The following is a 14,766-nucleotide window of genomic DNA, read 5'->3' as shown; positions in this document are numbered from 1 at the left end:
CGAACTCGCATGGTGCCGGCACTTTGGCTGCGTGGTCTGCAGACATGCCAGGGTGGGTAATAGACGGTTCGGACCGGAATGAACAGGATGGGTGGGTAAAAGACGGCGTCCATAGACCTGAAAAGACCCACGCCTTAACTTCGAAAAGGGCTAAGGGACTGAAAAGACGTCAATTCGGCCCTCCCCTGCCAGTCCAACCCGTCTATTACCCACCCTTGACCGGCTCTCACGAGAAAAGGATGGTCAGATTCCGTCGAATACCCACCGCTGTCGTGAACGTGCCTGACTCGGTACCACCATTTCCTTCGATTACCCACCCAACAGCTGCTCCTAATCTTCCGGCATGGGCATGGCGATCCGCGGTTTCAGCTGCACTAGAGATCTTCCGTCTGATCTGCGCAGGGCTGCTGCTGATCCGTCAGGACGGCCCTGCCGGCGAGCTTCTTGTTTTCTCTCGCGGTCACCTGCGAGGTATAGACCGCACTGCGAATTGTCTGATACAGATGTCGATGAATGCGGCGGTCGCCTCCCGCACCTGGTCAAGCCCTTCGATCCGATGGAGCTTTTGAACGTTCTCGAACCACGAACGACGAGCGGCGATCGCCGCGGCCGGTCGCCCCTGACGTCTCACCACCATGCTGCAGCCGCCCCCGCGAGGACGTCAAGGAACGGTGTGACCTCGAGCTACATGGATGATTGACTTACGTGTTCCGTTGTCCAACACCCGTCCGCGTAGCAGATCTCAAGCCGTTCGACATTGAGGATCGGGTACTTGCCGTTGAACGGCCAGAAGTGGGCCATTCGCTGCCGTGAGCTCCATCCCGGGTGCAACAACGAAATACGGACAGCCTGCATGAACTGACCGTGGCTGAAGGCATAGACAAGCGACTGCGGTGGCAGCTTCTGCAGCCACCCCAAGGTCGACTCGACGCGGCCAAGCAATGTGTCGAAACTTTCTGCGGTTGGACCGTCACGGTACGCCGGATCAGCCGTCTGCCAGTAAGCCTCGATGTGCGGTAGCCGCTCCGCGCGCAAGGTGCCGTTCCAGCGGCTCGGCTCCAGGTAAGTGAACTCCGCCATGGGAAGGATCTCGACAGGCACCTGCGGGAAGCGGTCGATGGTGGGCTGCGCCGTCAAGCGCGTGCGCAAGTATGGAGACAATGCGATCAACGTAGGAGTTTGCACCCAAGCGGTGGCCATCCGTGCGGCCTGGTCATGGCCCGTCGGGGTCAATTCGAGTTTAGAAAGGTCGAAACTCGGCTGGCCGGCATTGCCGGTACTTTCGCCATGACGGATGAAGATCACTTGCATGCGCCATTGTCTCTTGGCACGGCGCAGACCCCGTGCGCGCAGCGATCCGGTTAATTCAAAGACATGCGTCCGACGCATTCGCGCGCGAAGACGAACGGCAGTGTTCCAGTCCAAACTACACCCGAGTGATCGTGATGGATGCATACGCATGTAGTGGCGCACGGACTCAGTTCCCGAGGCCTGTGCCATCACAAGGGGGTGCATTCCCTTGTCCCGTGCCAAACGCTGGAGGGCCGCTCCACGGACGAACCGAAGTCAGCCCCTGAGCAAAAAGCGACCTGAAGAGCCAGATGATGCTTAGCGCGCAGCGGTGCCGATCTTGTTGCGCCCGTCAGGCATGCCGGTGGACTCGAGGGGTTCTGCCTCCAGTCTTTGGGCTTGCCTGAGCGCCAGCGTTCGGTTCGAAAATATCGACTGCAGCGTGGCCGGCTCGAACCGGGTTCGCGTCAGCCGGCTGACGAGTTCTGAATTCACTTCCACCCGGAAGTCGAAAAAGTACCCGAGCAGCACTTCGACGGGGATCGACGCCTCCCCTGCCTCACCCTTGCCGTCCAGAATCCTGTAGATCAGCGCGAGCGGTGCGGCGGCACTGATGGCCGCAACCGAGGGGGCGTCTGTGTCAACCGAATCGGCCAGCTCGAGATCCCGGGCGATCAGCCTGAGCCAGCGGTCTGGCAAGTTCGCGGGAAGTGCAGCCTCGGGCGGTTGGCTGAGGATTTCTTGCTCGAGAAGGCCAAGATCCGTCATCGGAAGCGGCGTATCGTTCATTCCTATGCCCCCAGGTCTATGCGGTGAACAGAGGCGGTCGCTTGGCCCGTTGAAAAATGATGGGATTCCAAGCAGCCTAACGGCATATATGCTGTGGTCAGAAAGATAGCATATTCGGCACCCTCACCGGGTGTCTTCGCTCCCCAAGAAAAAGCTTGCCCCGGCGCCGCGCTCAACCTCGTTCGAGCCGGCGGTGGCCACTGCTTTCGGGGACGTGATCCGGGCCGAGCGCCTCAGGCAGGGAATTGCGCAGGACCAGTTCGCCGTCCTGGCCAACGTCGATCGGTCCTATTACGGCAAGCTCGAGCGCGGCGAACGACAGCCTTCCCTCGGCTTGATCCTACGGGTCGCGAAAGGCTTCGGCGTGCCGGCCAGCGATCTTGTCTTGCGCGTGGAAAGGTCGATCACCCGGGAATAACCACGGCTGGCGTCTCGGTGGCGACCAAGCGGCACGTGCTCGCCGGTCATTCGGGATCTGCCCCCTGCAGCACCGCGCGCAGGAAGGCGAAATGACCGCGGTGCAGCGGTCTGGATTTCATTTCGCTGAGACTGCTCACCGGGTAACTCGCTTTCCTGTCACCTCTTGCCCGCCCGAGGGACCGCCCTCTTCTTTCCACTGTGCCAGCGCCACGCGCAGGCCATGGATCGCGCCGGCGGACGAGTTCGCAATGGCTGCCACGGGATGCGACAGGCTTTGCGCGGCGAACCGCGCACCATCCGCGCACGGCAACCGGGCAATCACGAAGAAGCAGCGCGTCTCGCCAAGGAGCCGCCGCTTCCGTGCGTCACCTCCCGCTGTGATATCGATCCCTGGTCCAGCTGTCCAGGTCGTCGCGCCATGGTCGTACAAGTTGCAGTCCGACGCGCACTGCGACGCGAGACGGTCGCGCCGCTCGCCGGCCTGTTCCTGTGCCCGTCGCACCCTCGCTGCCTTGTCCGTGCTTGCACGTGCGCCGCAGCAGCGCACATGCGGGGTATCCATGCAAAGCGCCAGCGTGCCGGTGCGGGTGATCGCTGCACTCCAAGCCGGGACCACCAGTTCGCCGACCACGCCGTGCCCCCAAATGACCGCGGCATCCGCCACCGCAGCCGCCGCGGCCTTGCGCGCTGCGGCCCAGAGCATCAGCAAGCTGCCGGCGGCCGTCCATTGCAGAAGCCATCGGCGGCTGCCCCCGCGGAAGACCATCTCCAACAGATGCAGCGGCCTTTCGGCGGCAAAGGCAGCGTAATGGTCCGCCATCCATGAGGACGGCATCTGGTACGACCGGCGCAGGAACCAGTCGCGCAGGCCAACGCTCCAGACGCACGACTGCCACCACAGCAGGAAGCACCACGCATCTTGCGCTGCCGGAATCGTTGGCAGATAGCGCAGGATCCAGGCCTCATCCGACGACCGGACGAAGGCGTCGATCCATCGCCGTGTATGCCTCTGGAGCACGTGGCGCAGCAAATGGCGCTTGACCGCTTTGAAGATCGCGCTCGCAGCTTCGAAATCCGACGTCTCTGACGGGTCATGCCGGACGCGCACGGCTTCACCACCGAACTCATGGGACGAACAAGCCCAGCGCTTGCAGCAGCGCTCTGATGCGTCCGCACTTGTCCAGCAGGTCGGAGGTTCGGGTGTCCGGAGCACCTGGGCCCAATGCCGGGCGTGCGCCATGTAGCGCTCGATGCCTGGGTAGCTCGCCCAGGAGTCGCGCACATCGAACCAGAACCGGCTGGCCGAGCCGACCAGCCAATTGGCGAGTTCCTCCAGCACGGCGTCGCGGGCCGGGTCGGACTTCGGTGCCCTCGCGGCCGCGGGTTCGAGGAACACGCGGCCACATCGGCAGCAACCCGGCGCATGAAATGGGCTGCCGAGCTTCCCGTGGGGAATGGTCATCCCGCAGCGACACCGATATTCCAGCGGCAGGTTGTGCACGGGGCATTGCTGAAGCCCGCACAGCGAGAACAGTACGCTGTGGAACCCTTCGGCCAGGCACGCAGGACACCAGACCACGAACCGGCCGAACAGTGGCCAGAGGCTTGTCGGGTAGTGCCCCACCTGCGACCCCTTCAAGGATCCGGCGTCTTCGCCGGTCACACGGCAGAACCGCGACAACCGCAGCGATCGCTCCGGGCGCACGGCACAGTCCAGGGACATCGCCATGCCGCTGGCATCGTTGCGAATGAAATCAGCCTCGAACGACTGCGGACTTGGCCGGTTCAGAACGAGGAACCGTTGGACGACGATCCACGTCGAGGTGTACGGCGCGATGCTGCCGCGCGTCCAGGCCACGCGGCGAAACCGCCGGTCACGACTGAGCCGGCCGTCGCCGGCGATGGGCCCGACAGCCCCCACTGTTGCAATCGTGGTCATGGACTAAGCGGCCTTGCGGCGCCGCGGGAGCTCCGCCGAAATCAGGCGCATGTGATCGGTGAATGCGTTGTCGACGAACGCTTCCAGCCAGGCCTCCTCGCCTGTCACGTCTTCCCAGTCTTCACCGTGAGCGAGGTTGAGCAGGATCGTCTCCACCGACAACGCCAGGTGCTGCATGGGGAAGTTGGGATCGCCGCCGTAGTCTTGCGGCAGCAGCGCGTTCATCACGCGCCAGACGGTGGGCGCGCAGCGGGCCAGACGTTCGCCGCGCGCATACGCCTCGGGCGCGAAGTGCGCCAGATAGGAGACCCCCGAGCGTTTGGGCCATTCGCTCGCGAAGTCGTAGCCCTCCAGAACGAACTTGATTTCCTCTTCGCAGGTCAGGCCCGAAAACGGCGCATGAGCGACCATGAACCGGGCGGCGACGTGCGCGTGGTCCGAGTGGGACATCAGCTCGTAGTGGTAGCCCATCTGATGCGATGAGACCGTGTACACGCTAAGACGATGTTGCTGAAAATCCAGCAGGTTCTGCATCCCGAGAATCCAGTTCCACTCCTTGAGCGTCATCGATTGCGCCTCATCGATTAGAAGCGCCACGAAATTGCTGCCGCAGGCCTTCGCAGTCGACATGAGATGCTCCGCGAACATGGTGTGGCGCGCTGCACAGGTATGCCGGTCGTTGGCATACCGGTGGCCGGTCGCCACCAACAAGGCTTTCCAGAACTCGGTCTGGCTGTTTTGGATTTCCGGAATGCGGGACCACATGTGCAGGGGAATGGCTCTGCCGAATCGCTGCTGCAGGAGAGCAAGCAGATGCCACTGCATGCCCTTGCTCTTGCCGAAGCGGGACGGTCCGTGAATGCTGCCGCCCGTCTTTTTGCGGGCGATCCAGTCGCCCAGCGTCTGAGCCATGTCTTCGATCGGCGGGGTATGGACGGCATACTGCTGCTGCAGAAGCGGGTGGTTGCTGTCGACGTGCCGGGGCAACGGGCTGTCGAGGTGTTTGTCAAGCAGACCGGTCATGGCGTGCCTACTTGCTTGCGGCCATGCGGTGCATGGGCAGGCTCTTTGGGACTGAGGGCCGGGTTGCAGGGGGGCGCTGGCGACGCCCTGCAGCCGTTGCAGGCGGTGCAACGCCCGGTCCCCCGTCGTTTGCTTCCGCGCGAGACTCACGCTCTTCGTCAAGCCGATCCCGGGCCAGTGCAGCGTGGATCGCAGGGTTGGCATCTTCACCGCGACGCACCAGCGCGGTCCTGATCCGACGCATGGCCAGGTAGGCCGGATGAGGCGGCAGCTTGCGCCCCGGTGCGGATTCTGCGTAGTTGATGAACGCCGAGATGGGATCCTCGCCGGCCGCGACGCGGAACCTGTGTTCGTAGATCAAAGCCTGCACGGCTTTTCGGATCGCGAGCGAATGCGGCAGGCCGTTCCAAGGCGCTGCCGCGCGCAGCAGACCCAACGAATGGCCATTGGCCGTTGCCGCCTTGACGAACCGTGCGTCATCTTCCAGGTGGTTCGTCACGGCGATCTTCGTGCCCACGAGGTCGTGGCGTCCGATCAGGATTTCCCCGCTGTAGCTCGCGCCACCGAAGTTGACGAAGGGCCGTCGCCCTTGGCGGTGGCCGCCTTTGACCACGCACATCTTGGTCACGCTCAACAGGCCGCTTACCAGGAGCGGGTCAGCGCGGCGGATCTGTGGCGCGTCCTCGCGGGTGGTCGCGAAATCCAGCGCCTGCAGCGGCGAGCGGTAGCCCAGCCCGGCGTGCGCCGTCGCGTTGTAGTTCGCGATCAGCACATCCAGCAGGTCCTCCAGGTACTCGAGCTGGAACTCGCTGGCGATCGCGATCTGCGCAGGATCGCGCCCCTTCTTGTCGGACGGCTTGCTGCCGGTCGAATTCGACATGCGATTGAGCGAGCGCACACCCAAGGTACGGAAGAAGCTTTCGATGAAGGGCCTGTCATCCTTCAGCCGCCGTGATGCAAAGCCGCGCGAAGGATCCACCAGCGTGGAGCCCACGACATTGCGCAGCGCGTCCCGGACTGTTTTGCACGTCTCCGCCAGCGCCCCGTCCACGCTCATCTCGTCCCAGTAAAGGCCGATGTACCGCTCGTCATGCCCCGAAGGCAGCGCTGCGTCCTCTGCATAGCGGACGTTGCCCATCGACAGTTCCCTGGATTCCCAGAAGGTCAAGGCGGATCTGATCGCGCGGAGCACGTCCTGTTTGTCGACTTCCGGGTTCATGCTCAGGTAGTAGCCGAGCACTGCACGGCTGTAGATCTCGAGGATGACGATCACCCAGAGGCGCCGAACGATCTTCGGGGTATGGCCGCCCAGCGGATGCGGAACCAGGATGCAGAAAATCCCGTTCAGCCGATGAGCGTCCATCTCGACGCGCTGGTACGGCCGAAACTTCGGACGGTCCACACCGTCGCCCGCCTTGAGTTTGTCGGCCAGGGATTTGCCGCCGATCAGGTGCGCGGCTTTCGCGGGATTGGCCCGCATCAACTGCTCCAGATACCGCGCCACTGCCGAGTAGCCCATCGACCGCGTCGAAAACGGCCACTCGTTGCGAACCTCATACCCGAGTTTGCGCAATTCATCCAGAAACCATTGCCAAATTACGTTGAGGGGTTTGTTGATTTGCTTGAGCTTGCCCGGCGATGCGGGCTGAAAAATATATTTGCGGAACCGCCGCTCGAAATCCGGCTCGCGAAGTAACAAGGATTGCAGGCTTCCGGCGCAACCCCGGCCAAACGGGTCCGGCTGGACCTTCTTTTTACGTACGTAGGGTTCGATCCGGTGGTACCGAACCAAGGCCCTCCAGCCATAAATTCTTCCGTCCGAGTGGATTTTCATGCACCGATGAATCAACCGTTGGATCCAGCGGATGCCGACACCGGACGCAGCCCGAATTGCTTCGGGGTCGGCACCCTCGACATACGGGCAGATGCCTTTTTTTCTTTTCAGATAGGTGTCGAGCCTTTCCTGGCTCAGCCCGCTCACTTCAAGATCAGGCCAATCGCCCAGATTGAAGTCATGCTGGTCCGTAATTCCGATCAAGTGGGGCCCGGCATGGAACAGGACGGGCCGCGCGTCGTCAACTTCCCCTGCGAGGGAAAGATGATCATCCGCCCCGGTCGGAGATCGCGGATGCAGGTCCTCAGTGGGAGGTGAGTCTCGCGTGACGTCTGAAGCGTCGGGCGGCTCCTGATCCTTGCTGAATTGGTGCGCAGAGTTTGCAGGCGGCATGGTGCATTCCAGCCTCTCACGAACTGCAAAAACTCCGGAAAAGCATCTCCCCCGCCTTGACGACACGCTTTTTGAGGCGTATTGTTCAAAGCAACACTTGTCGAAGTGGATTGCTAACCGGATGCTCCCGCGCTGCGCAAACAGCGCGGGAGTTTCTTTGCGATTTACATGATTGAGCTCGGTCCGTTGTTGAAGATTCGGTCATTCAAGCTCAAAAACCCCCTCAATGCAACTGCCCGTGCGATTTGCACGTGGTCGCCTCACGCGTGATCAACGGCAAGAGTCAGGCGCGCACACCAATCGAGTTGTCGAATAGGTTTAATTCAGGGTTTCCGAATAAATTTATATTAAGGCTGTCGATTAGGTTGAGCGGAAATCGGCAAAACGCGCCGTGCGGCGCTATTTCAAATCAGCAATTTGCCTGCTTAATCAAATCGCCCGAAGTGAGGACGTGCGGTAAAAGCAGCACGGCGTTCGTCAGCCGAGTCGGGCACGCCGATGATCTAGCGCCGCGACGGCTGGCGTGTCGCTTCCTCAGGGCGCCTGCCTGCAAGGCGAGAGATTTCGAACTAGGTGCAGACCGAGATTCAGCGGCGTCTCACGACCAGACCATAGATGACCAACACCACGATTGCGCCAAGAACAGAGGCGACGAACCCTGCTCCCGCGCCTGCGGTGTACCACCCCATTGCCTGTCCGACGTAGGTGGCAAGCAGCGCGCCAATGATGCCGAGCGCTGCCGTCAGGATGAAGCCCATGGCCTGTTTACCGGGTAACAATGCACGAGCAACGAGGCCGGCGATGAAGCCAATCAGCATGGTCCAGATGATTCCCATGTGATTTCTCTGAGTGACGAGTGAGTAGTGAACCGGCTCAGGCAACAGCCAGTTCGCTCATCAGCTCTTCCTCGCGCGCAGTGAGGGCGTCGCGCATGCCAACCAGATTCAGCTTCCGTGCAGGCCCGGGCCTTCACGAAAAACTCGTTGCGTTCTTCCTTGACATGGTGATCGATGTACTCGCCGAGGACGGTGACCTTGGCGTCGAACATGTCGTCCACTTCCGCCGCCTGAATCTGTGCGATCAGATCCTTCGCGCCGGCGTGCGCTTTGGTCAATGCTTCGTAGTCCTTGAACATTGCTTTGAGCTTCCAATGATCGGCGTTAAGCACAGTGCGTTGCATCTGCGGGGTACGGGTCGGGGGCATGTTGGCCCCTATATGTGGTGTGCCCCGACGTCGCTTTACGCTGATCGCAAGCAGGTAGGGCGCAGCCGCCGGTTCCGTGCGGCACCGCTCTTCGTTCTCCTTCGGGTCAAACAAGGAGCGTCCATGGATGAATGGCTTGCGAGCAAGTTCGACTACGACGGCACGGCGATGCGCGAACGAGGGCGCGAACTCTGGTCGCTCGGATGGATAGCCGCGATCTTTGGAGTGGTCCCACTGATCGTCATATGGAGCATCGCGCGAGTGCCGCACGAATCGATGCTTGCCGGCCTGTCGTCATCGATTTCGGGCTGGGCGCTTGCGGCCGCTTTTGCGCTTCTGTACGTCGGCCTGATGCTGGCAGGGTCGGGCTGGTACATCCGCGGCATCGGCGCACGCATCCCGAGCGGGAACTAGCGCCCGGTGGTTCAGCAATCTGCTCACGGGAAAGAACGAGCAGGTCAAAACGACAGCACGCGCAAAGCGTCTGGCTCTCCAGATGCGGGCGGGAGTCGGGCAGTGAGGTGCTACTTAGCGGCGTCGCCGATTAGGATGCGGAGCATAAGGTCGGACAAATCCTCGGCGTTCATTTTCTTGCAGTCACCCGCACTGTCTGGGTCAAAGCGACCGACATAAGTTTTCGTGGTGTCGTCTTTCACCAGGAACACCATGTGTTCATCTCCATTGTTGAAGAAGTGGACGGTATACGCCTCTCCCCTAATGGTCAGTGGCTCGGTGCGATAGTGGTGAAAGGCGATAAGGGGCACCGATGAACCAATCAAAGTTTGTCTTTTTTTGTCGGTGGCGCAGGAGGCATCGGAGGCTTCGAGTAGCTCGCCGGTGGATTCACATTCGCCTGATCCTTTCCCATCCCTGGAACTGTTCGGGGACGGGGTGGCGGAACCGGGGGGCGGGGCGTCGGCGCTTTGACATGGTTTGGCTCCTGTGGTGGTTTAACAAATTCAACTGAAACAACATCCTTGGCGTCGATCAGTACACCTTCAAGCTCAGGAAGAGCCTGAGTGTTGAATTTCGCCGATCTCTGCCCCGAGATTTCCATCGGGTACTGACCCTGTGTGAATCTGCCGCAGATTGCGCCGCTGTTTCCGCGATTTGGTGGCCTCGATCGCGAGCCAAGTCGCGAGCTTGTCGGCATAGGGGTCGAGCTTGCTTGAGCTCGCTCGCTTGGCGTAGCGCGGCGCTTCTTCGCCGGCTCGCAGGTACTTCTTTACGGTGTTGCGAGACAGGGTAAGCGTGGCCTCAAGGCCCTCTGGCGAGACGACGCGGGCATGAGCAGGATCGCCTGATCGTGCTCACACTTGGATGTGTGCATTTAACCGGTACGTGCACACATGAACAAGCGAGTCATTTCGGGCAAGGACACCCGACGCAGGCACAGCGAAGAGCTGAAGCAGGAATTGGTCGAGCGCAGCCTGGAACCTGGCGCGTCAGTCGCTGCCATCGCGCAGGAGCATGGTATCAATGCGAACCTCTTGTTCAACTGGCGTCGGCTTCGCTTGCGCGCGCAAGCTCCAGTAGTCAAGGGCACTGCGCCGGCCACGCTCTTGCCGGTTACGGTGCAGATGGAGCCTGCAGCCCAGACCAACAAGGCCGTTGCGCCGCGCCCTTCGAGCGGCGTGATCGAGATCGACGTGGGTGCCACACGTGTTCGTCTGCGCGGAGCCGTCGACGAGACCAGCGTGCGTTGCGTGCTGCGCCTGCTCGGTGCTATCGCGTGATTGGTCTTCCCTCGAACACACGCGTGTGGATCGTGGCCGGCCACACCGACATGAGGAAGGGCTTCGATGGTCTGGCCGCCATGGTGCAGACGGCGCTCGCGGCCAATCCGTTCTGCGGCCACGTCTTTGTCTTCCGCGGCAAGCGCGGCGACATCCTGAAGGTCCTGTGGTTCGACGGCCAGGGACTGATGCTCCTGGCCAAGCGTCTCGAGCGCGGCCGCTTCGTCTGGCCGCAGGCCACGTCCGGCAGCGTCTCGCTCACGCCGGCGCAACTCTCGATGCTGCTGGAAGGCATCGACTGGCGCATGCCGGTGCGCACGCATGAGCCGTTGCTTGCAGCCTGATCAACTGCGCCACCACTGTATGAAGAATCCTCCGGTGTAGCACCGATGTTCGACGTGCCGAGGGCCGGGCACAGTAGTGGGCGTGACGACGCCGAGCAACGACCCCACCACACCTCACACCGTTGAAGGTTTGCTGCGAGTGGTCGAGGAGAGAGACGCCGAAGTGGTGCTCCTCAAGCTGATGGTCGACAAGCTCAAGCTGCAGTTGCTGCGCAGCCTTCGCGCCCGCTTCGGATCGTCCAGCGAGCAGCTCGATGACCCGCAAATCGCTCTTCTGGAAGACGAACCACTGTATGAACGCCCGGCGCCGATCGAGTCGGCCGCGCCCGATGCAGCCAACGCACCGCAGATCGATCGCAAGCTCCCCGCCCACCTGCCGCGCGAGAGCCAGGTCTATCGACCGGAGGCAACCTCCGCGCACCACGACGCAGGTGGTCAGCCTTGCGGCTGCGCCGCTTGCGGCGGTCGCCTACGTCTGATCGGGCACGACGTCTCCGAGCAGCTGGAGTACGTGCCCTCGCGCTTCAAGGTGATCCGGCACGTGCGGCCCAAGATGGCCTGCGTCGCTTGCGAAGCGATCTTCCAGGCGCTGGCGCCCAGCCGGCCGATCGCCCGCGGCGTGGCCGGCCCAGGGCTGCTGGCCAACGTGCTGGTGTCCAAGTACTGCGACCACATCCCTTTGCATCGCCTGAGCCGCATCTATGGCCGCGACGGCGTCGTCATCGATCCTTCGACCATGTCGGGCTGGGTGGGCCAGAGCGAGAAGCTGTTCGACCCGCTGGTTGCCGCGCTCGGTCGCTACGTGCTGGCCGGCGAGAAGGTGCACGCCGATGACACACCGGTGGCCGTGCTCGATCCTGGTCGCGGCCGCACCAAGACCGGCCGGCTGTGGGTGTACGTGCGCGACGACCGGCCGGCCGCAAACGCAGAACCTCCTGCGGCTTGGTATCGCTACTCGCCCAACCGCAAGGGCGAACACCCGCAGGCACACCTTGCGAACTACAGCGGCATCCTCCAAGCCGATGCCTATGGCGGGTACGGCAAGATTTACGCGGGCGGGCGCGTCGTCGAAGCATCGTGCTGGGCTCATGCGCGTCGACCGTTCTGGGACCTGCATGAGAGCCAGGGCTTCGTGCCGGGCTCGATTGCCGAGCAGGCGCTGCAGCGCATTGCGGCGCTGTACGCAATCGAAGCCCAGATCCGAGGGCAGCCGCCCGATGTGAGACGCCAGGTGCGGCAAGCCTGCGCCGGGCCGTTGCTGGAAGACCTGCGTGCCTGGCTCACGAGCATGCTGGGCAAGGTGTCGACGAAGTCGGAGCTCGCCAAGGCGATCGGCTATTCGCTCTCGCGCTGGACATCGCTGACCCGCTACCGTGACGATGGCCGCATCGAGATCGACAACAACGCGGCGGAGCGTGCCCTGCGTGGCGTGGCCCTGGGAAGATCGAACTATCTCTTCATGGGCTCGGACGCAGGCGGCGAGCGGGCCGCGGCGATCTACAGTCTGGTGGAGTCGGCCAAGCTGAACGGGCTCGATCCGCAGGCGTACCTGCGCGACGTGCTCGACCGAATTGCCGACCATCCCATCAACCGCATCGACGAGTTGCTGCCGTGGAACATTGGCGGGCAACACGTTGAGCAACGACTGGCGGCCTGAGCCACACAAGCAGGCTGAGACGAAGGAAGAGGCAGTGAACTCGCAAGGCACCGACCCGCGGATGATGGAAGCCCTCGAGCGCGCGAGCAGCCTGCAGCTCTACCAACTCAAGGCGTTGATCGAGGGCATGCTGGCCGACCCACGCCGTGGCATTGCCGCTCGTGCGAACCTCCATCTGGGCCAGCCTGTGCAGTTCGTCGACTTCCGCGATGGCCAGATGCGCCGCGGCAAGATCATCGCCATGAGGGACACGCAGGCGACGGTGCTGGAGGAAGGCACCAAGCGAACTTGGAAGATCCCGTGCCTGGCGATGCAGGGCTATCACGGTGCAGAACGTCGCGATGAGCAAGCTCCCTATGAGCCGCCCCCGGAACCGGTCAGCGCGCCAGCCCCAGCTCGCGAGTTCCAACGAGGCGACACCGTCTCCTTCGATGACCGAGACGGTCGAAACATCACCGGCGTGATCGTGCGCATCAACCAGCGCACCGCCACCCTGGGAACCAGCAATGGTGGGACGTGGCGGGTGCCGTTCCACATTCTGCGACGCGTGCTCGACGTCTGAGCATCGTCGGGCGCTTCAAGTAGCCGGCGTCAAGAGGGCCTTGAGGCCGCGCTTACGAGACAGGCTTGTACGCCTGGCTATCTCGCGAATGGACATCTGCTCGCGGAGGGGCCAGCGTCTGATGACACTCAATGTCGCCACGTCTATCACTCCTAGGATCCCCTGCCTCAAAAAATGAGCAGGGTAGAGTTTTACGTGGGTCAGTCTTAGACGGAAATTAGTGCGTTAGCCGGGTCAAATTTCGGTGGCAATCAACACCGACCAGTGATTTATGATTTTTTCCCGAAGCATTGACGGCTTCGCGACCGCCTAGCCCGCAAGGCGCCACATTCAACGTGGCCTAAAAGGCCGGTGGAATTCGACAAAGAGCGTCAATCATCGTCGATCGTGCGTTTTTCAGTGTCGCAGCAGAGTTGCGCTCCGCGACAGCGCGCGCGCTTTGCGCGAGCAAGGCGTCATTCAAGAGCCTGTCGACCAATCCTTCCAGTCTCTGGCCATTGGTCTGCCAAACGACACCTGCGCCCTGACTCTCCACACGGCGGGCGAACATCAACTTCTCCACGTCCATGGGAACCATCAGTTGAGGCTTGCCTGCCAGTAGCACTGAGCACAGCACGGACGATGAACCATAGTTCACCACCGCGTCCGCGCCATGCAGGCTAGCGCTTAAATCGACGGGCTGACGCGTGAGATGGACCTTTGTGCCTTTGTAATTTTGCAGCAGCCCATCGGATGCCTCGGGCCAGACGCAGCATACGGCGGCTCCAGCAGACGAAAGTGCCTTGAGTAGAACATCCACCAGTCGCTCGTCTCCGCGCAGATAAGCAAATACCCTCTTCGGGCTCGCCTCCCCCGATGCAGGCCATTGAGGCAAGTGCACGTTATCGCTTCCTATGAAAGGACCGACGTAAGTTCCCACAGCATCAATCGGCCCATAGGGATTCACTTCGGGAATGATGTCCAGCATTCGCCGTGGCCACGACATGAACCTCCCGAGATCAAGGCCGGGCATTTTGTGGATGTGGCCGATGCGCTGAATAGTTTCAGAAAACTGCTCGATGCTCTTCGCTCGCGCACGTTCGATGTAGGGTCCCCGAATGGACGACTCAAACAATGGAAAATCCGCGGGCGGCGCATCGAATCCGTTCGTGATCTGCATCGCAGGGAGCTCAGCCAAGCATGCGGCGATCTGCGCCGCCGGGGCGTAGTCACACAGCAATGCGTGAGGTCTTACTGCCTCGAACAACTTCAGCCATCTCGATACCCTGTGCTCGACGAGAGAGACGTCTGAAAATCCCAGGGAGAGGAGAACATCCGCGAACGAATGGAGGCGCGCCTGATTCGGCCTGATGTCCAGCGCCCCCCCCTCCCGAGCGAGGGGCATTGCGTAACGCAGCCCACCCACTCGCTTCACGAGTGGGTGATCTAGTTCTGGTGGGGGTAAAGCCCAGACCACCTCCGTATCCCTCGCCTTGATCTGCATCGCGATCTCGGAGAGTCGAACCAGATGGCCCAAATTCCGACCGTGCTCCCACGCCAAGAGAATGCGGCGCGGGTTCATCGGTCGTGCTTTGT

At 62.0% G+C, this 14,766-nt stretch carries 15 protein-coding genes and 2 pseudogenes; 6 read left to right on the top strand and 11 right to left on the bottom strand.

Features of this window, described 5'->3' with window-relative positions; all coding sequences use genetic code 11:
• Window positions 1-684: 684 nt before the first annotated feature.
• Together QHG62_RS27675 and QHG62_RS27670 are read right to left on the bottom strand one after the other, a co-directional pair.
• Window positions 685-1,311: a histidine phosphatase family protein gene (locus QHG62_RS27675; protein WP_281148775.1), complete on the bottom strand. Its 627-nt coding sequence runs from the start codon at window positions 1,309-1,311 to the stop codon at window positions 685-687.
• Between the two features lie 297 nt (window positions 1,312-1,608).
• Entirely contained in the window at window positions 1,609-2,079 is a 471-nt protein-coding gene (locus QHG62_RS27670) for a hypothetical protein (RefSeq protein WP_258506219.1), read from the bottom strand.
• Between the two features lie 130 nt (window positions 2,080-2,209).
• Between QHG62_RS27670 and QHG62_RS27665 the strand changes: the two genes are divergently transcribed.
• Window positions 2,210-2,497: a helix-turn-helix domain-containing protein gene (locus tag QHG62_RS27665; protein WP_281148774.1), complete on the top strand. Its 288-nt coding sequence runs from the start codon at window positions 2,210-2,212 to the stop codon at window positions 2,495-2,497.
• A 135-nt stretch (window positions 2,498-2,632) separates the two neighbouring features.
• Here the strand turns inward: QHG62_RS27665 and QHG62_RS27660 are convergent, their stop codons facing one another.
• The 5 genes from QHG62_RS27660 to QHG62_RS27640 form a co-directional block, all read right to left on the bottom strand.
• On the bottom strand, window positions 2,633-4,438 hold the full coding sequence (locus QHG62_RS27660; RefSeq protein WP_281148773.1) for a hypothetical protein: 1,806 nt from the start codon (window positions 4,436-4,438) through the stop codon (window positions 2,633-2,635).
• 3 nt (window positions 4,439-4,441) lie between these two features.
• A complete protein-coding gene (locus tag QHG62_RS27655) occupies window positions 4,442-5,461 on the bottom strand; it encodes an ATP-binding protein (RefSeq protein ID WP_281148772.1) in 1,020 nt (339 codons plus the stop codon).
• A gap of 7 nt (window positions 5,462-5,468) precedes the next feature.
• Window positions 5,469-7,688: a hypothetical protein gene (locus QHG62_RS27650; protein ID WP_281148771.1), complete on the bottom strand. Its 2,220-nt coding sequence runs from the start codon at window positions 7,686-7,688 to the stop codon at window positions 5,469-5,471.
• Window positions 7,689-8,275: 587 nt separating this feature from the next.
• Window positions 8,276-8,524, bottom strand: coding sequence for a GlsB/YeaQ/YmgE family stress response membrane protein (locus tag QHG62_RS27645; protein ID WP_281148770.1), 249 nt, complete (start codon window positions 8,522-8,524; stop codon window positions 8,276-8,278).
• Entirely contained in the window at window positions 8,500-8,823 is a 324-nt protein-coding gene (locus QHG62_RS27640; protein ID WP_348638677.1) for a hypothetical protein, read from the bottom strand. Before QHG62_RS27640 ends, QHG62_RS27645 begins: the two co-directional genes overlap by 25 nt.
• 192 nt (window positions 8,824-9,015) lie before the next feature.
• Here QHG62_RS27640 and QHG62_RS27635 point away from each other — a divergent pair, with 192 nt between their 5' ends.
• Complete coding sequence (locus tag QHG62_RS27635) at window positions 9,016-9,306, top strand: hypothetical protein (protein WP_281148769.1); 291 nt, start codon at window positions 9,016-9,018, stop codon at window positions 9,304-9,306.
• 110 nt (window positions 9,307-9,416) lie between these two features.
• On the opposite strand, the gene QHG62_RS27630 is transcribed toward QHG62_RS27635, so the two are convergent.
• Both QHG62_RS27630 and QHG62_RS27625 read right to left on the bottom strand, forming a co-directional pair.
• Window positions 9,417-9,656 (bottom strand): hypothetical protein, encoded by a 240-nt coding sequence (locus QHG62_RS27630; protein WP_281148768.1) that lies wholly within the window; start codon window positions 9,654-9,656, stop codon window positions 9,417-9,419.
• A 309-nt stretch (window positions 9,657-9,965) separates the two neighbouring features.
• Window positions 9,966-10,136 (bottom strand): annotated as a pseudogene (locus tag QHG62_RS27625) (IS21 family transposase); the annotation flags it as partial.
• A gap of 105 nt (window positions 10,137-10,241) precedes the next feature.
• On the opposite strand from QHG62_RS27625, the gene tnpA reads away from it, so the two are divergent.
• From tnpA to QHG62_RS27605, 4 genes are all read left to right on the top strand, one after another.
• Complete coding sequence (gene tnpA / locus QHG62_RS27620) at window positions 10,242-10,628, top strand: IS66-like element accessory protein TnpA (protein ID WP_281148767.1); 387 nt, start codon at window positions 10,242-10,244, stop codon at window positions 10,626-10,628.
• Window positions 10,625-10,972, top strand: a complete 348-nt coding sequence (gene tnpB / locus QHG62_RS27615) for an IS66 family insertion sequence element accessory protein TnpB (RefSeq protein ID WP_012745822.1) — start codon at window positions 10,625-10,627, stop codon at window positions 10,970-10,972. The genes tnpA and tnpB overlap by 4 nt, the downstream gene beginning before the upstream one ends.
• 82 nt (window positions 10,973-11,054) lie before the next feature.
• On the top strand, window positions 11,055-12,629 hold the full coding sequence (gene tnpC / locus QHG62_RS27610; RefSeq protein ID WP_281148765.1) for an IS66 family transposase: 1,575 nt from the start codon (window positions 11,055-11,057) through the stop codon (window positions 12,627-12,629).
• Window positions 12,607-13,191 (top strand): hypothetical protein, encoded by a 585-nt coding sequence (locus QHG62_RS27605; protein WP_281148764.1) that lies wholly within the window; start codon window positions 12,607-12,609, stop codon window positions 13,189-13,191. Before tnpC ends, QHG62_RS27605 begins: the two co-directional genes overlap by 23 nt.
• 54 nt (window positions 13,192-13,245) lie before the next feature.
• Here the strand turns inward: QHG62_RS27605 and QHG62_RS27600 are convergent.
• Window positions 13,246-13,341, bottom strand: a pseudogene (locus tag QHG62_RS27600) (XRE family transcriptional regulator); the annotation flags it as partial.
• Between the two features lie 190 nt (window positions 13,342-13,531).
• On the bottom strand, window positions 13,532-14,752 hold the full coding sequence (locus QHG62_RS27595; protein WP_281148763.1) for a glycosyltransferase: 1,221 nt from the start codon (window positions 14,750-14,752) through the stop codon (window positions 13,532-13,534).
• Window positions 14,753-14,766 lie beyond the last annotated feature (14 nt).

Source organism: Variovorax paradoxus, assembly GCF_029919115.1.
GTDB lineage: Bacteria > Pseudomonadota > Gammaproteobacteria > Burkholderiales > Burkholderiaceae_C > Variovorax > Variovorax paradoxus_O.
This window is presented reverse-complemented; position numbering and strand designations above follow the sequence as displayed.